Annotated in this window: 9 protein-coding genes; all 9 read left to right on the forward strand. The window is 39.2% G+C overall.

Annotated elements, in window-relative coordinates; genetic code table 11:
- A partial coding sequence (locus DXC04_RS14560; protein ID WP_243112171.1) for a lysozyme family protein occupies window positions 1-1,630 on the forward strand: 1,630 nt, incomplete at its 5' end.
- Window positions 1,631-1,800: 170 nt separating this feature from the next.
- A complete protein-coding gene (locus tag DXC04_RS14565) occupies window positions 1,801-4,062 on the forward strand; it encodes a glycoside hydrolase domain-containing protein (protein ID WP_117689652.1) in 2,262 nt (753 codons plus the stop codon).
- An 80-nt stretch (window positions 4,063-4,142) separates the two neighbouring features.
- Window positions 4,143-4,703, forward strand: coding sequence for a hypothetical protein (locus tag DXC04_RS14570; protein ID WP_006426967.1), 561 nt, complete (start codon window positions 4,143-4,145; stop codon window positions 4,701-4,703).
- Window positions 4,704-5,205: 502 nt separating this feature from the next.
- Window positions 5,206-5,820, forward strand: a complete 615-nt coding sequence (locus DXC04_RS14575) for a LytR/AlgR family response regulator transcription factor (protein WP_330376202.1) — start codon at window positions 5,206-5,208, stop codon at window positions 5,818-5,820.
- Complete coding sequence (locus tag DXC04_RS14580; RefSeq protein WP_055215245.1) at window positions 5,817-7,091, forward strand: sensor histidine kinase; 1,275 nt, start codon at window positions 5,817-5,819, stop codon at window positions 7,089-7,091. Before DXC04_RS14575 ends, DXC04_RS14580 begins: the two co-directional genes overlap by 4 nt.
- A gap of 191 nt (window positions 7,092-7,282) precedes the next feature.
- Window positions 7,283-16,639, forward strand: coding sequence for a DUF6531 domain-containing protein (locus tag DXC04_RS14585; RefSeq protein ID WP_220413859.1), 9,357 nt, complete (start codon window positions 7,283-7,285; stop codon window positions 16,637-16,639).
- Between the two features lie 66 nt (window positions 16,640-16,705).
- Window positions 16,706-17,566: a contact-dependent growth inhibition system immunity protein gene (locus DXC04_RS15765; protein WP_181975951.1), complete on the forward strand. Its 861-nt coding sequence runs from the start codon at window positions 16,706-16,708 to the stop codon at window positions 17,564-17,566.
- 17 nt (window positions 17,567-17,583) lie between these two features.
- A complete protein-coding gene (locus DXC04_RS14595) occupies window positions 17,584-18,210 on the forward strand; it encodes a hypothetical protein (RefSeq protein ID WP_007884654.1) in 627 nt (208 codons plus the stop codon).
- A 327-nt stretch (window positions 18,211-18,537) separates the two neighbouring features.
- Window positions 18,538-18,972 carry a helix-turn-helix transcriptional regulator gene (locus tag DXC04_RS14600; protein WP_007886453.1) on the forward strand — a complete coding sequence of 145 codons (435 nt, stop codon included), beginning with the start codon at window positions 18,538-18,540 and terminating at the stop codon, window positions 18,970-18,972.
- Window positions 18,973-19,305 lie beyond the last annotated feature (333 nt).

The raw sequence follows: 19,305 nt of genomic DNA on the forward strand, positions 1-19,305 counted from the left end.
ACTTCCGAAAGAACTGGTTCGCTCAGCGGTTCTGGAAGCAAAAGAAAAGCCAAGGGAACTACATGAAAAAAGCAGTGGGCAGTCAGAATCCCCAACACAGTATGGAACTGAAAAAATAGAATCCGTACAGTACAGAGCGGCGAGTGTGGCAGGAAAAAGTATAGGGAAAACCACATATCAAGGTGGAAAAAAACTTGCTGGAGTGACCTACAGGAAGATAAAGGAAAGAAAAAGCAGACAGGAAGAAGCGAAAGCTGCCGAAGAAGCAATGGAGCAGGGGGCAGAAAGCGGAAAGAAATTAATCAAGTTGAAACCGGAGCAGGCAGCACTTGCCAAGGAGAATGGTAAACGGCAGGTGAAAGCAGCACCGAGAGTGGTAAAAGTATCCGGTCTGTCTCAAGAAAAAATAAAGACACAGGCATCCATGCAGAAACAGCAGATGGAAAAAAGTCTTCAGGCGATGCAGAAAGCAAGAGCAGCCCAGATGGCAAGAAAGTCAGCACAGGCATCGGCAGAAAGTGGAAAAGCAGTCCTTCAGGTAACTGGAAAGGGTTCAAAGTTATCCGTACAGGGAATTACAGCAGCGATTCAAAAAGGGGTAGTAGCTCTTGAAAAAATGGGAAAATGGATTGCTGCCGGAGGTAGTGCATTTCTTCTGGTATTTATTCTGATTGTGGGAATCATTGCAGGAGCAGCTTTCAGCAGTAATTCGGAAAGCTCCGAATCCCTAAGTGAAGAAGTGCTTGCGTATACTTCTGTGATACAGCAGTATGCATCCCAATACGGCATTCCGGAATATGTGTCTGCGATACAGGCCATCATGATGCAGGAATCTGGAGGCAGGGGAACAGACCCGATGCAGTGTTCGGAAAGTCCATATAATACAAGATTCCCACACACTCCTGGTTCTATTACTGATCCGGATTATTCGATAGAGGTTGGAGTACAGACCTTTGCAGACTGTATCAGACAGGCAGGATGCAGCAGTCCACAGGATCTGGACAAGCTGAAACTTGCATGGCAGGGATATAACTATGGAAATGGCTACATAGGATGGGCATTGCAAAGAGGCGGTTATACAGAAGCCAATGCATTGCAGTTTTCACAGGAACAGGCAGCTTCGCATGGATGGAGCAGTTACGGAGATCCCCAATACGTTCCCCATGTGATGCGGTATTATTCCGGTGGCAGCCTGTTTGCTGGTTTGTTTGGTAATCAGCAGATTGTGTCGGTTGCAATGGGGCAGCTTGGAAACAGTGGCGGTCAGAAGTTCTGGAGCTGGTACGGATTTGACAGTCGGGTAGAATGGTGTGCCTGTTTTGTAAGCTGGTGTGCGGATCAGAGCGGTCTGATTGCAAGTGGGAATGTTCCTAAATTCTCATTGTGCAGTGATGGAGTGTCCTGGTTTCAGGGAAAGAATAAGTGGCAGAGTGGCGGAACAACTCCGACAGCTGGAATGATCATCTTTTTTGACTGGGATCATGATGGAACATCGGATCATGTAGGAATAGTAGAAAAGTGTGAAGGTGGAAGAGTTTACACGATTGAGGGAAATTCCAGTGATCAGGTACGGCAGAGAAATTATGCAGTAGATTACAGTTCTATAATGGGATATGGGGTGATAAATTGATGGTTTCTTTCATAATTTGTTAAGGATTTTATAAGGGAGTTAATGAATCCTTTGGAAAATAGTCACAAAATAGTCACAGTTGATTGATAAATTGTTATTGTAACTTTTAGTGATAGACATATAAAGAGTTAGAAATCTTTATAATTGACTTGAATTAGGAGGTAGTGAATATGAGTGATCAGAATGTAAAAGCAGCACAAAAATATTTAAATGCGATGTTTGGTGGACATAAGGATTGGGTAAAACTGGATGAAGATGGAAAGACCGGAACAGCCGTGATGCAGGGAATCATTCGTGCATTTCAGATTCAGAATGGAATCTCAACGATTACAGGAACGGTTGGACCACTTACTATTAATACCATGAAGAAGTTAGCCATTATTACAAAAATGGATCCGAATGATACTCCGCAGGTTAATGTATGCTTGATTCAGTGTGCTCTGTTTTGCAAAGGATATGCTGCTGGAGGAATTACTGGAATTTATTATACATCAGGAGTAAATGCAGTTAAAAAGATGCAGGAAAATGCAGGACTGGAAGTTACGGGCAAAATTGATTGGAAAGTTTGGTCTGGATTGTTATCCCTAAACTGGTTTACAAAGGTTTCTGGTGGGGATTCCAATATTGTTCTTATTCAACAGCAATTAAATAGTGACTGGTCAGATGTTATTGGTGTTGGACCTTGTGATGGAATTGCCTCAAGACAGACAATTTTGTCTTTAGTTGGTGCATTGCAGGCGGCTGAAGGAGTTACAACTGAATTAATTACAGATTTGAATTCAGTTAATTTTGGCGATGCAACAACAAATGCGTTTCCGGGTACATTACAGAACGGACAGAACTCGACGAAATATGTTCCATTTAATAAGATTGCTCAATACGGACTATATTTTAACGGATATAATCCGGGAAGATTCGATGGCGTGTTTGATTCGACTACAGAGTCAAAGGTGTCAGAATTTCAGGAGTTTTATGGTCTGACAGGAATTGGACTTGTAACAAAAGGAAAAGTAAATGTTTCTACTATGAAATCATTGCTTACGAGTAAAGGCGATACAAACAGGGCAGCAAAAGCGTGTGACTGTGCAACAGTATTAAATAAACAACAGGCATTAGATATAAAAAATGCAGGGTATACTCATGTAGGACGTTATCTGACAGGTTCTGTTGGAAAAGAACATACACCGAAATATTTGACATCAACAGAAGTGAAAAACATTGAAAATGCAGGATTATCGGTATTCCCGATATATCAGGATGGAGGATATGAATTAAACTATTTTAAGGATCCGTCCCAGGGAAGTGTTGATGCACAGACAGCAATTTTAGCAGCCGAGAGAATCGGTATACCAAGTGGAACGACTATATACTTTGCAGTGGATTTTGATTGTTATTCATATCAGATTAATACATTTATTATACCTTATTTTGAACAGATTCACATGATCTTTTTCAGTTCGACAAATGATAAAAATTATAAAGTCGGCATTTATGCACCAAGATATGTATGTACTAAAGTTTATGAAGCAGGATTGGCAAGTAAATCATTTGTGGCAGATATGTCAACTGGATTTAGCTGTAATTTGGGATATTCGATGCCGAAGAACTGGGCATTTGATCAATTTTGTGAGTTGAACTCATTTTCTTCATCACCTTCGTTCCCACTGGATAAAGATGCATATTCAGGGAGAGATACTGGATTTAAAAAGTTCGATGCCGTATCGACAAAAACAGATGAGGAAATAGCGCAAGAAAATCTTCGGGCAAAGGTAAAAATAGCACGAAATCAATATGTCTATAATGTAATGGAGCCGCTTGGTTATCTGAATAAAATTATGGATGTGGGTGTGGAGTATGATAAGGAAATTTCACTGGGAACAATGATGAGTCCTCAAGGAGCAATTGATATTTCTACTAAAATATCCACATCGCTTGAAAGTTCAACTGGTAAAATTTATAATATAAAAGTGGATATAGGAAATGATGGAGAATTGACACAAACTTGCAAAAATCAAATTATGGAGATTTCATCAAATTTATCAGATACAGGTATAGAGGGAGCAGATAACTTTGGAAATACGATAGAAAAAATTGCTTTATCGGTTAAATCTGGTAATATTGCTTTTGAAATAAATAATGTTTTTGCCAATAGTGTAGAGTTTTCCATTGTATTTAGTACATCAGATTTGCTGCCAGAAGAGGAAAAAGAGTGGACAATATCGGTTGCTTTGATTTTTACAATGACATTAAATTCTAATAGTGGTCTTGAATTTAATGTTGTAGAATTCACAAAAGAGCATAGTAATATACTGGCAGGAGCCGTAATATTAGTTCTTGCGGGTGCATTAGTTGTAAATGCAATTCCGTCAATTATTGCTTTATTTTCAGCTGGAGCAGGTACTGTTTTTGGTTTGTTGATTCAAGCGCTGTAAATTGTAAAAGAATAAAAGAGACAATGGCCAGAGGTTCGATTTTATAAAGAGGACCTCTGGCAAAAGGGGGATTAAGAAGAATGCATATTAAATCAATTGTGTCAGATGAGGATAGGGAAGAATTAGAAAGAATGCTTTCGCTTGGGTTTATAATTCCTAATCAATTATTTAAAACAAGACAGAAAAGTAGAATGATTATCTATATTTTTACACCTGTAGAATTTTTACTGTCGATTAATTGTTATCTGTCGGAAAGTTATTTGATGTTTGGAATAGGGATTGGAACTTGTGTGGCTTGTGTGGCTTGGATTATTTGGTATCAAATGATTGGTAAAAATTTTGAAAAAAATGTTCATGAATTTGTCTGGGGTAGATCAGGATATGAAACGGTGGATATCGATGAAAACGCAATTAAAATAGATGAAGATCAAATTTATGAATTTAAAAATATTGATAGAATGTTCTTATATAAAAACTTCTTTTTTTTCATAACAAATGAAAAGAAAATATTTATATTTAAAACGACAGATATGGAGTCGGATGAACTTATAAAAATTATTAAAACAACAGGGATTTTATTTGAAAAAAAAGAAAAACCATTTAATATTTATAAGTATTGTAAAAAAGGAAAAAGTTTTTAAAAATAAGCAGAGGATGGTGGATTTATCATCCTTTTAGAGAAGAGCATGTATTTTAAAGGGAATCTGGTTTTGCAGGTTCCCTTTTTGCCATCAAAAACGTTGATGTTTTATCAAATGACGCTAAAAATAAAAAGAATAATGCAGGGGGTGACATTATTAGTTATCGCTGTAATATTTGGATAAAATATAAATAAAACATAAAAAATATAAATAAATTATAAAATGGCGACAGTTTTTTCTTGTTCAAGTGTTTATTATATAGAGGACAAAATAAGACAGCAAAGGAAGTGGTGCTGTTGCATCGGAAAAATGACACAAAATTAGTGATGTCCATTCGGGAAAAGAATTGAAGGGGATTCTTTTCCCCATTTGTCGTGTTACGAAAGACTGAGGGTAAGAAAATATGCTAGAACTTGCAATCTGTGATGATGACATCATCCTATGTAATTGGTTAGAATAGAAGCTGCTCCATTATGGGAAAGCGAATGACTGTCAGATATCTATAGAAATATACTATTCTGCGGAGCAGCTTCTTAACAGGCTGGAAGAAGAATCCTACGATATGTTATTCCTTGATATTTGTCTGGAACATGAGAATGGAATTGATATCGGAACGGAGATACGAAAGAAAAATTATGGAAAAGAACTGCGGATTACCTATATTTCAACATATCAGGAATATGCTATGAAATTATTCCGTATTCATCCATTTGATTTTCTTGTAAAGCCAATCCGAGAGGAAGAACTTTTCCGGGTGATAGGTGAATTACGGGAACTGTTAAAAGAACGGAAGAAAATATTTGAATATACGGATACAAAAGGAATCCACAAGATTTCTTATGACAAGATCCTGTATTTTTATAGTCTGGGAAAAAGAGTACATATCGTGACATCGGAAAAAGAATATGAATATCGAGGAAAATTAAAGGATGTAGCGGATGTAACAGAAGAATATTTCTTACTGATTCACAAGTCCTATCTCATCAATATGGAACACGTGGAGCATTACGAATATGACAACGTGGTTATGAAAGACAAGACACGTCTCAGTATCAGTAAAGCAAATCGCAAGAAGGTCAGGGAAAGACTATTACAAACGGAGAAGAAAAGATTATGAATATCCATTTGATCACTTATCTGACAAGTAAATTATTCTGGATTTATACTGTGTTCCGTTACAATACCATCCTGTATCCAAAAAATGAGGATACACAAAAGCTATTTGCATATTTTTGTGCATATCTGCTTTCATGCTGGGGAAGCATGCAGTGGGGAACGATGTACGGAGATCTGATCTTTGAGCTGATAGCTCTGTTAATTATAACAGTGGCATATCAGGCAGACTGGCAACATCATGTCTGGAATACACTTATGGTATATATTATGGGAATTTTATGTGATGGGATTCCAATCGTGTTCTTTCAACGGTATGCGGTAGCAAGAAATCCGGTGCATCATCACATGGGACCGGGAACTATTGTAATGGGAAATTTTATATTCTTTTTACTGGAAGTCATTATTGAAAGAAAAGTAGGTGTAAAGAGAAGTTATTATATAAAGAACCGTCATTGGCTTGCTATGCTTTCTGTCCCGGTGATCAGCATTATAGTCTGTATCAGGATATTGCTGCCAGACAGAAGAGGTGTGCGGTCTACGATTGTATTATTCTTACTGTTTATCAATGTGTTTATTTTCTATCTGCACGATGAGGTTCAGAAAAGTTATATTGAAACAGCAAAACAGGAAGAGATGAAAATTCAGATGAGCCAGTATGCAAAAGAACTGGAGATGATGATGAAATCACAGGACAGGCTGAATAAGATACATCATGATTACAAGCACCATCTTACAACAATAGGGGCAATGGCAAAAACGGGAGGAAATGAAGAGATTCTATCGTATCTGAAACAAATGGAGAATATAGCCGGAACAGCCTTATGTCATCATTTATATACAGAAAACCGTAATATGAATAATCTGCTGAATTATATTTTGGAAGATTCGAAATCAGTAATTGAAAATCCGGAGATTTCTGTAGAAATACCGAATCATATAGGGGAAGAATTATTTGATATAAGTATAATAGTGGGAAATCTTATGGATAATGCTATTCGTGGGACAGCAGCTTCAGATGAAAGGAGATTATCGTTTCAGATGTATTATGGAAAAGGAATCATGAATATCCAGATTGAGAATAGCATAAAAGATACACCAAAAGTGCGGAATGGAATTTATCTGACAACGAAAAGCAGGAAAGAAGGACATGGAATAGGATTACAAAATGTGAAACTCGTAGTAGAAAAATATCATGGTCAGATGGAGATCTGCCATACGGAGAAATCCTTTCAAGTGAAAATATTATTATATATGAAATTAGATGAAAAATAGTAAGGCGATGGTGTCTTACTATTTTTTTCGACCGATTTCGTCTATTTTTGCCACCTCAAGGGGCATTTTTACCATTTATGAAAATTTTGTGATTTTTTAGATTATAGTAGTGCCAAAGTCAGAAAAAAGGAGGGTAGCGGTTATTTTGTAAAGGAATTATAGAAAAAGATTACAAGAGGGAGAAAGAGACTATGAAGAGATTTCGAAAGTCGGCTATAGCCTTAGTACTTGCACTCCTGATGGCACTACAGGGAACAGAGCCTATTTTTGTACAGGCAAAAGAGGCCATTGAGGATGTACAGAAGAATGCAGATTTCTCCAGACCAGAGGCTTTGACGGAAGAGGAAGCAGGGATTACAGATTCCACATCTGGAGAACAAGATAAGAGTCAGCAGTCTGATGCGGACGTACAAAATGAAACGACGCCATCAGAAGATACAGAGACGCAGGAAGAACAGACAACTCCAGCGGAAGAAACAGAAGAAAATCCGCAGGAAAAAGAAGTGGAGTTGAAAGAACCACAGGATTACTATCCGATTCCAGAAGAACCGGAAGGTGAACTGATTGATTATGATGCCATTTCCAAGACTTATAAGACAGGGGACAAGCAGTATACAACCGTTTATGGAGGTTATGTCGGAACTTATAAGAATGAGGATGGAGATACCGAGCTGGTTGATAATACACTTGTAAAACCAGAAGAAGCAGATACTCCGGCATCCGAAGAAGCACAGGAAGCCAGCAGTGTAGTGGCAACTGAAGAAAAGGAAGAGAAAACAGAAGTTTATCAGAACAAGGCAAACGATTATGCTATCCTTCTTCCGGAACAGATGTCAGAAGAGAATGGTGTAACGATTGAAAATGGAAAGACCAGAATCGGGATCATTCCGGTAGATGGAGATTATACACATTCCGTTATTAAAGACAATGCGATCCTTTATAATGAAGTTTACGAGGGCGCAGATGTTCAGTATACAGTACTGGATTCCAGCATTAAGGAAGATATCGTACTTCAGCAGCCAACAGACAGGGAAGTCTATGAATACGAGCTGCAGATTCCGGGGTATCAGGCAGAAGTAAAAGACAATCAGGTCTATATCTATCCGGAAGGGAAGACAATCAAAGATGCGAAGTATCTTCTGGAGACGCCATCAATGGAAGATGCTGCCGGGGAAATCAGTTTCCTGATCACATTGGAACTTCGGGAAGAAGATGGAAAAACAATCCTGACCGTAAAACCAGATAGGGATTGGCTTTCGGCAGAAGAACGTCAGTATCCGGTCAGGATCGATCCGACACCAGTAGAGATTCAGAAGAGTTCCTTTAACATGATCGGTGTGGAAGAGGGAAGTCCTACCAGTCAGATTGGTGACAACAATTATCCGTATGTCGGATTTGATGATGGTATTAAGTCTGGGAACCTTGCAGGATTTGGTACTGCACACCAGAACTGCCGGACTTATATCAAAGTAAATTCAAATTTTAGTCAGATTCCGAAAGATTCCAAAATTGACAGTGCAACATTTGCAGTCAGTCAGAAAACTGCATACAGTGGTGGTGCATCCCAGTTTGGACTTTATCGTGTAGATCAGTCGTGGAACACCTCCATCACATGGAAAACAAAACCAGTAAATCTTACGTTTCAGGATGTACAGAATGCAAGTACCAGCAGGAACAGCTATATCAATTATGACGTCAAAGATCTGGTCAATGACTGGGTGCAGGGAACTCATGCGAATAACGGATTTGCACTGGTAGCCATTGCCGAGGCAAATAACCTTGGAGCTTCTATGCAGTGTGAGGTACTGAATAACAGGGCATCCGTTTATGGACCGAAACTCAGCATCCAGTGGTCACCGGCTGAAGATCCATATCTGCGAGATATGTCACTGGATGAAACAACGATCCTGCTTCGCCCGATGACAGAAAAGAATACAAATGGAAAGCTGAAGTTTGATGCCGTATTTGCAGACGGAATTGCAAAGAGCAAATCTACAGTAGAATATTATCTGCTTCCAGATGAGGAAAATGAAGAACATCACGAAACAGATGCAAAACCATTGTATTCCTATCCAGACAGTACTGAATACAATAAGCAGTTCCCGGAGGCGAATAAGTATTACAGCAAAGATTCCAACTGGCAGAGTGCACTGTATTCAGGGCTGACGAAGGACAAGCTTTATAAGATCAAAGCAAAAGCATCGAAAGAGATTGATGGAAAGCTGGAAACAGGAAAAGAAGTGACCAGTGACAGCTTTGTGATCTATGAAGTGAAGCAGTTTGATACATTCCCGAAGATTGCAAAATATTATGGTGTTCCGCTTAAGAACATTATGAAAGACAATCAGGTTATGGACGCACTGGTAGTCGCAAATAACACGATCTTTATCCGTAACCCACAGACAAATGTTCCATATAGTCCTGCACCGCTTACCGATCAGGATAAGATGCGGATTGACGGAGCATTGATGGGAAGAGGCCTGCACTGTGAATTTGGATTTGAACCAGTCAACTTAAATACTGGTAACTTCTACATGGATCAGTCCGATGCGACGATGAATGAACTGAATGGAGAATTCTCCATTACAAGAAGCTACAATTCCAAAGGAACAGACCAGCATTCCATGTTCGGACGTGGATGGAGCTTTAACTATGACCAGTCACTTTCTCAAATGGAGGACGGAAGTCTTCTGTATATGAGAGGGGACGGAAGTTATCTGATCTTTGATAAGAATGAAGATGGAAGCTACACTACTCCGGATGGTTATGTATATGATTTAAAAGCAGTCAGCTATAAAGATACAGACCATGACTACATCGGATGGGAACTGACAGATGCGGATCAGAGCGTCTGGTCATTTGATAAATATGGAATTTTACGTTATGTAACGGATGTGAATGGATTTAAGACAGTATTAGATTATGACGATGATTATAATCTGAGTAAGATTACAACACCATCCGGAAAAACATTCGGGGTAAAACAGGATAAATTCGGGCATATCAAGGAACTGTCTCTTCCAGATGGTGGAAAAGTTTCTTACAAATATGATGAGCAGGGAAATCTGATATCTGTAACAGATCCGAATGGAACAACAAAAGAGTACAAATATGATGATGACAGCCGTATGACAAGCTGGAAAGATGAGAATGGCAATACGGTTGTAAAGAATACTTACGATAAAGAAGGAAGAGTTGTAGAGCAGACTGATGCAGAAAAAGGAACGGCAACTTTCAAGTACGGAAAGAGTTCTACTACAACAACGGATAACGAAGGAAATAAGACCGTTTATCATTATGATGATCAGTACCGCACAACATCCATTGAATATCCGGATGGAACAACCTGTGAAAAGACTTATAATGCAGAGAATCAGCTTGCTTCCGAAACGACAGCAGCCGGAACAAAAACTTACACTTATGATACATTTGGCAATGTAGCAACGGAGACAAGAGAGGATGGAAAGACAGCCTCTTATACTTATAATGAGCAGAATAAGCTGACCAGTGCAACTGGATATAACGGAGCAACGGTTACTTACAGTTATGACGGTAATGGAAATATGGTCACATCTACAAAACCGGATGGAACAGCCATTACCTATACTTACGATGACAAACATCGTATGGTATCCCAGACAGACGGCAGAGGTGTCACAACAACGTATTCGTATGACGGACCGAACATGACCGGATATGTGGATGGAAATGGAGCAGCATGGGGATTCACGTATGACGCGATGAATCGTGCAGTTACCATGACAGATCCACTTGGAAATGTAACCTCGAACAGTTACGATGCGAATGGCAATCTGACTTCCAAGACAGCAGCCGATGGCGGTGTGACCGCTTATACGCTGGATGGTGTGGGAAATATTACAGCAAGTACTGACGCACTGGGGAATACCACCACTTATACTTATGATAAGATGTACAACATGACCAGTGGTACAGATCCGAAAGGAAATCAGATCAGCTACGTTTATGATAAGAATTATCAGCAGGTCAAAGCAACCGATGCAAAAGGAAATACAATTACTTATAAGTATGACAGCATGGGACGTGTCATAGAAGAGAGTAATAAAGATTTTGGAACAAAGCTCTATGAATATGACAAAGCAGGAAATCTGAAAAAATATACCGATGGAAATGGAAATGCAACCGTATCCAAGTTTGATTCTCTTGGACAGGTGCTTCAGTCCAAAGATGCAGTTGGTAATATAACCAAATATGAATATGACGCATTAGGAAATGAAACCAAGATTACTTATGGAGATGGAAGCAGCCATTCCAAGGAATATGATAACTGCGGAAGACTCGCTAAAGAGACAGATGAATTAGGTGCAGTTACCACTTATACTTATGATGCGGCAGACAATCTGGTATCAAAATCAGATGACAGTGGAAGAACCTGGACTTATACCTACGATAATACAGGAAACCGCTTAAGTGAAACCAACCCAGAAGGTGGAACTACCACATATACTTATGATAAAGCAGGAAATCTGGTATCTTCTACCGATGAAGAGGGAAGAACAGATACTTATGCTTACGACAAGGCAGGAAATCTGACTACATCCAAAGATGCCCTTGGATATACCGTATCCATGAAGTATGACTTAAATGGAAATCTGGTATCCTCTACCGATGAAAATGGAAATACCAGTACCATGACTTACGATGGTAATGGAAACATGACATCGGTAAGCGATGCAAAGGGCAACATTACAGCAATGAAATATGATTCCACCGACAATCTGGAACAGACGGTGGATGCCCTGAAAGGAAAGACCACTTACGAATACGATTCACAGGGCAACAGCACAAAGATGACAGATGCCCTCGGCAATGCGTATAGTTATGTGTATGATAAAGAGGGAAATAACACATCCATAATACTGCCGACAGGGGACAAGGTGCTGATGGAGTACGATGCCATCGGACAGCTTGTAAAATGTACGGATGCACAGGGACTCGTAATTACCTATCAATATGACGGAGCAGGCAACCTGATCCATTCCTCCGACAATGGTGGAAACAGTATGGATTATACTTATGATGGTGCCGGAAATGTACTGACACAGACCGATGAACTTGGCAGGACAGCAACATACAAGTACGATCAGTACGGCAGACTCCTGAAACTTACTGAAGCAGACGGAAGTATCACATCTTATGAATATGATGTTATGGACCGCATTACAGCGGTAACGGATGCGGAAGGTCATAAAACAACCTTTACCTACGATAAAGTCGGCAACCAGTTATCCATGACAGAAGAAGAGGAAGCCACATATAAATACGCTTACGATAAGAAAGACCGGGTTATTTCTCAGACAAATCCACTGGGAGCATCCAGCACCTTTAAGTATGACGGAAATGATAATGTGACGGAATCTGTCGATGAAAACGGTACGGTTACCAAGTATGCTTACGATAAAAATGACAATCTCGTATCCCAGACAGACGGAAATGGAAATACGACAACCTACCAGTATGATGAACTGGACCGCAAGATCGGTGAGACTTCTCCGTTAAAAGAAACAAATGAATACCGTTATGATGCCATTGGAAATCTTACCAAATCAAAAGATCCGATGGGACTCATTACCGAATACAAATATGACAGCCTGAGTAACATGACGGAACAGATTTCTCCAAAGGGAGCAGTTACCAAATATGATTACGACAAGCATGGCAATGTCATTTCTGTAACGGATGCAAAGGGAAATGAGACACAGTACAGTGTTGACCTGAATGACAATGTCACAAAGATGACACAGGCGAATGGTGGAGAGTATACCTATAGTTATGATAAAGCCGGACGTCTGAAGAGTATGACCAGTCCACTGGGTTATACTAAAAATTTCTCTTATGATAAAGTGGACAACGTGGTAAAAGAAAGCGACAGCTTAAAGAGTACCACTACTTATACTTACGATAAGCTCCATAAGATGAAGTCTTCTACCAATGCACTGGATGGAACAACCAGCTTTTCTTATGATAAGTATGGCAATCTGGTGAAGGAGACAGATCCGCTTGGACGGAGCAATACCTACAGTTATGACCTGGCAGGTCAGATGACTTCTGCAGCTGATCCGCTTGGTAAGATAACTGCTTACACTTACGACCCGGCAGGAAATATTACTGAGATCACCAAACCGGGTGGAAGAAAGACCAGCTATGGATATGATAAGAATTATAATGTTACATCTGTAACAGATCCGATGGGCTATGTTGCAAAGACAGTCTACGATAAAGACAACCGTGTAACAGAAGAGACCGATGCACTGGGGCAGAAGGAATCCTATACCTATGATAAGGACAGCAGGGTAACTTCTATTACAGACAAGCGTGGATTCACAACGGGATTTGATTACGATGCACATGGGAATATTCAGGTTGTTACAGATAAGACCGGATTAAAGAGCCATCTGGAATATGACAAGAATGACAACCTGACCAAAGTAACTGATGCCCTTGGCGGTGTAACAACTTATGGTTACGACAACATGGATAACCTGGTGACCTTCACCAATGCAGCAAATAAGACAACGAATTATACTTATGACTTAGAAGGCAACCTGACATCCATCAAAGATCCGGCAGGAAGAACGGAGAAATTCGACTATGATGAAAAAGGCAGACTGACCGGACATACACAGGCAAGCGGCAAGAAAACCACGTATGATTACGACAAACTGAATGACCTGTTGGAGAAATCTTATCAGGACGCAAAAGGCGAGACATCCGAAAAGGACGTGACCTACGCATATAACAGTGCCGGGGAACGGGTATCCATGAAGGATCAGACAGGCAAGAGCAGCTACGAATACGATGCACTTGGAAGAATCACCAAAGTGACAAGCGGTTCGAAAAAGGATGTCAGCTACGTTTATGATGACGCAGATAATCTGCAGGCAATCGTATACCCGGATGGGACAAAGATCAGCTATGAATACGACTTAAATGATAATCTGGTAAAACTGACAGACCGTAATAGAAAAGTAACCACTTACAAGCATGATGCACTGAACCGTGTGACAGAAGTTACTAGAAGTAATGGAACAAAGACGGAAGTATCTTACGATGCAGAAGATCATATCACAAAGATTGTGAATACCTGTGGTTCCTGCGGCAAAGTAATCAGTACTTATGAGTACAAGTACAATGATCAGGGATATGTAGTTGGAGAAACAGCTACGGAACTGGAAGCTGGAACAAGAAAGACGCCAAGCTGGGAAGACTGGTACAACTGGGGCGATACACAGAAAGAGACAGACAAAGCAGACTGTGAGCATCAGGAAAAAGAGATCCAGACGACACGTACCTATGAATACGATGACAACTGGGAACTGACACGCTGTACAGAAAAAGCAGAGGGCGGTAAAAAGACAGTCCATAATTATACTTATGACAAGATTGGAAACCGGACCTCTTACGAGAAGATCGAGGATGGTGTCAGCAAAGCAAAATATAACTATAAGTACAACGATTCCAACCAGCTCATCAAACGCACCAATGCAAAGATCTGGGGCGATCCGGGAACAACCTACAGCTATGATAAAGATGGCAATCTGATCCAGGAATGTGATAAGACAAACAGTGCAGATCCGGTTACTTATGAATACACAGCAGAGAATCGTTTGGCAGTAGTAAAACAGGGTGGAACAGTCCTGATGGCAGCCATGTACGATGGAGATAACAACCGGGTATTCGAACTTGATAACACCTATAAATGGGAAGACTGCTATGGCGATGAAGTCCTGATCCCGGCGAACCAGCGTACCGAAGATGGAAACAGCCCGAAAGAGCAGCTTGCCTCTCTGGTAAAAGGCGGTTCCAATGCCAAAGGATACACACTGACAGAGTATATCAACGATATCAATCGCGAGAATACAGAAGTCCTTGCAGAGTATGGAGCAGACGAGAAAGTACGTCAGGCTTATACTTATGGAGAAAGTGGAATCGGAGAACGGGTAAGCGTTGATAAATCGGAAGAAAGCAGTTATTATTTATATGACGGAAGAAACAGCGTGACCGGAATCCTGACCGAAACAGCTAATCTGACGAACAGTTATCAGTATGATTCATACGGTAACCTTACATCAGGAACAGCAGACGGTGTCAATTACTACGGTTACAATGGGGAGTCCACAAATGTAAAAACAGGACTTCAGTATCTGCGGGCAAGATACTATAACGCAGAGAACGGAACCTTTACAACTGAAGATAGTGACCTTGGAACGACAGAAAATCCACTGACCAGAAACCGCTACGATTATACGACCAATAATCCGCTGAATTACAGTGATCCGACAGGACATTCATTGTGGAGCAGGATTAAGAGTACAGCTAAAAAAGCAGCGAAAGCAGTCAAGAGTGTCGGCAAGAAAATCGTTAATACTGCGAAAAAGGTAGTCAAAACAGTAGTAAATACAGCTAAGAAAGCAGCAAAAACTATTGTTAACACAGTGAAGGGGGTAGCAAAAACTGCCAAAAATGCAGCTAAACATGCAAAACAGACATATCAATCTGTGAAAAATCGTGTAACCAGTAGCAGTACATATCAAAAGATCACATCCAGAGGAAGTCAGTTTATTCGTTCTGTAAGCAATGGGGTACAGAAAATTGGAAAAACTTATACATCTTTCAAATCCTATGTTTCAGAAAGAACGGCAGAAATCCGCTCAGAAGTGGTACGACATATGTGTACGACAACAAATCGTATTACAGATAAGCTTGGAAAAGTAGACTGGAATGCGGTGAAAAAAGTAGCCATTGGTATAACTGCGGTTACAGTTTCTGGTCTTGTAGTTGCTGCAACAGGCGGTTTGGCTGCAGGAGCAGTTCTGGCAGCATTGCCAGCAATGGGTGGCTTAGGAACGGCGATGGTTTCAGGAGCAGTTATTGGAGCTATTGGTGGAGCTTCATATAGTGCAGTGAATTCAGGTTTGTCTGGAAATAGTCTGAAACAAGTAGCAAAAGATACGTTAGTCGGTGGTATTGCAGGAGCAGTGACAGGTGGCGTTATGGGTGGCCTTAGTTATGGGGCTGGGAAACTTTTGAATGTAGTAAGGAGTGCAGGAAGTACCCATAATGATGGGATTGATAAATCGTTTAAAAAATTAGTTGCAGAAGTAACCGAAACAAAATTGCCAGAAGGCACTTGGGAAAAACCACCATTAGAGCGAGGAGATATTATTGACAAAGCTATGGGAAATAACTTGGGACACAATTTCCCGACCATAGATAAAGTAGAAAATGGTGTTGTGACTAGTGTTAAAAGCCGAGACTTAGGTGCAAAGACTTATCAAAATGGTAATAAATTGGAAAAGGTAATTGTCAAGGACATTAATAAAGTTTCAGGATTTATAGGAGAAACATTTAATGGTAAATTTGTTAATGCGGAAGAAATAGTGGGTAGACAATTACAAGTAGTTGTTCCAAATGTAACATTAAGCGAAGCTCAGATAAATGCAGTTAATAATGCTACAAAACATGGTATTGATAAAGGTGTTAAACTCATTATTACAGTAGGAAAATAATAGCAAAGTAAATAGCTTAAGGGGAATATTTTATTCCCCTTAAGTAATAGAGAGGAGAAAACGGATATGATTTCTGTATATTATAATCAAAAATATGGTTTCTTAATTGTGCCTAATGCCATTGAAAGGTTTATGGGATGTTATATTTCTATCGAACCTACAATTGAAATTATGGCTGAAGAAACAATAGATAAGATAGGCTGTGCAATTAGAAAAGGAATAAAAATTGCAGAAAGTTTCCCAAAAGTAGACGAATCTCAATTAAACAATTTTTGGAAACAAACAAAATATAAAAGTTTTCCAACATTTTCCAAGAATTATCAAAGAATTGATTTGAAACAAAATGGAGATGAATTAGAAATTAGAAGATGGGAACGGAATAATAGAGGGGGATATTCGCGAAAAACGGAAGAAAAAGATTATATTAATTTTATAGAAATGTCGGATTATGAATTGGGCTTGTTTATAAAAAAAATGTTTGAACCATGTGAAATTAGAATTGATGAAACAGAAAGATTTGAAACATTAGAGGGGAAAATAATTAGTTATTCGATTCCAAATGAGCATTATAAAAATATTGGTGATGGTCATACAGATTCTTATATGACATATAGAAATGAAGATTATGATAAGTTGTATATTTCTTTTTTGATAGGTGATGGAACTGATTGTACAGATGAAGTAAGCATAAAAAATCATTACAAAAAAATATACAAGCAAATGTCGAATATTAAATTTGAAAGTAAATGTAATAAAAAATATGTACATTTTTTAACAGAAAATGGAGAAGTATTGCTGAGTTTTATTGATAATGGTTATGTGGAGTTTTTTATGTGCATTCCATATAATATTGAAAGAAAAGTTCAAAAGGAGTCAATAGAACAGTATTTAAAAATGTTATTTTCGATAAAAATTGAAGATAAATAAAGCGTGAAGGAGAGAATATGCAAAAGAAGAATTGTGTTTTGTGCATAAGTATAGGAATTATAGTATGTATATTGTTATCAGCTTGCTCCAGACAACCAGACTTTGATGCCAAATCCTACGTCCAAAGTTCTCTTGATGCACACTATCATGGAGAATATAAGGACTATGCGAATCTGTTAGAAATCTCGGAAAAAGATGCCAAGAAAGAAATCGAAGAGGATTTTAATGAGAGTATCCAACAGCAATTTGATGATTCCGATAACATTACGGATAAAGGAATTGCTGATTATGCGGAAAAACTGACAGAAGTAAAGAAACTGGCAAAATACAAAGTACAAGATGTGAAAGAAGAGGATGGAGTCTATACAGTAAGTGTACAAGTTGAACCATCCAATGTATTTCAGACATTGCAACAAAGCTCTACAGAGGTAAGCAATGAAAAAATAAAGCAGGGATTGGATGGAAATGATCCGGAAGTCTTTGCAGCTGTATTAACAGAAAGTGTCCAGAAGAGTCTTGAAAAGAACAGATATGGAAAAGCTGTTACTGTAAACGTATCCGTGGAAAAAGATAACTCAGGAAAATATGGTCTTTTGGATACAGAGATGAATAAGTTGGAAGCAGCGATGTTCCCAACAGAATAAGAATGAATGGAAAGCTATCAGAGGAAAAAAACTGGTAGCTTTCTTTTAAACTCCAAGACAAGAAAACTTGTTAAAAAAGCTATTGTAATAGTAGAAAAATTATAATAAATAATGGATGACAAGAGTCTTTTATTCATTATGAGAAAAAGAAGGAATCTCCTATGAACCAACAAGAAATATTCACGTAAGATGGAAAAAAGTGCTGTAATCGAAGAGGTTGCAGCATTTTTTTCTTCGACATTTTTCGAACATTATAACGTACCTATCCGGTCACCGCCATGCTCCGATTTGATTTCTATATCAAAAATCAGATCGGAGGAAAGATAAATGGCTTATAACAAGACAAGTGAAGAACGAAAGTGGAATTATTGGAAAGAACAGGAAGAAAAGAAATTGCGTGAACTGGGAATGGAAGAAGAGAAGATCCAAAAGCTGCGCCAGATGGACAGGGAAGACTTTCTGGAAGAGCGCAGATACCGGGAACATCTGGATGAAACGATGCAGGATATGGATTCCATAAAAGAAAAGGACAGCGAGCTGTTTGCAAGGGATGTAAAGGAGCTTCTGGATCACATAGGTGATAAGCGAATCTATGAACTATTGAAAGAAACGGAGCATCAGACACTGGAAATCCTCTTACTCAGTACATGGGGATATTCTGGAAGAGAAGTTGCTAAGATTATGGGAATGGCAGAACAGACGATTTATACCAAAAGAAACCGTTTGAGAAAAAAATTAAAAAATTTATCAAAAATTGAATAATTATGGCGCTTTTCGTCGGCTATTTAATAGGCAGGTAAATTTTGCCAGTGTACTTTGACAACCTCATACCAGCATTACAGGTACGTTCCCGTAAGTAGAAGCGTGGCAGGAAGACGCGAGGACAGATGAAAAGGGCATGGAAGAAATTAGACCAGAAAGTGAGAGGCAGAGTTCTTTTGTGGCGTTTTCGTTTCGAGCGAATCATCTTTAACTGAAACAGGACCGTGGCGGTCTTTTGCGAGGATCACTTACGAGGGGATAATGATACATAGGAACTGCCAGTGAGCAGAGGATGGACTTTGGGTTGTAATCAGCAAGACCTTTAGAAAATCC

The sequence above is a fragment of the Dorea sp. OM07-5 genome (assembly GCF_003481355.1).
GTDB lineage: Bacteria > Bacillota > Clostridia > Lachnospirales > Lachnospiraceae > Dorea_D > Dorea_D hominis.

Bases quoted from the DNA above. Each gene is read 5' to 3' on its own strand.
- DXC04_RS14565 (WP_117689652.1), top strand. From the start codon at position 1,801: ATGAGTGATCAGAATGTAAAAGCAGCACAAAAATATTTAAATGCGATG.
- DXC04_RS14570 (WP_006426967.1), top strand. From the start codon at position 4,143: ATGCATATTAAATCAATTGTGTCAGATGAGGATAGGGAAGAATTAGAA.
- DXC04_RS14580 (WP_055215245.1), top strand. From the start codon at position 5,817: ATGAATATCCATTTGATCACTTATCTGACAAGTAAATTATTCTGGATT.
- DXC04_RS14585 (WP_220413859.1), top strand. From the start codon at position 7,283: ATGAAGAGATTTCGAAAGTCGGCTATAGCCTTAGTACTTGCACTCCTG.
- DXC04_RS15765 (WP_181975951.1), top strand. From the start codon at position 16,706: ATGATTTCTGTATATTATAATCAAAAATATGGTTTCTTAATTGTGCCT.
- DXC04_RS14595 (WP_007884654.1), top strand. From the start codon at position 17,584: ATGCAAAAGAAGAATTGTGTTTTGTGCATAAGTATAGGAATTATAGTA.
- DXC04_RS14600 (WP_007886453.1), top strand. From the start codon at position 18,538: ATGGCTTATAACAAGACAAGTGAAGAACGAAAGTGGAATTATTGGAAA.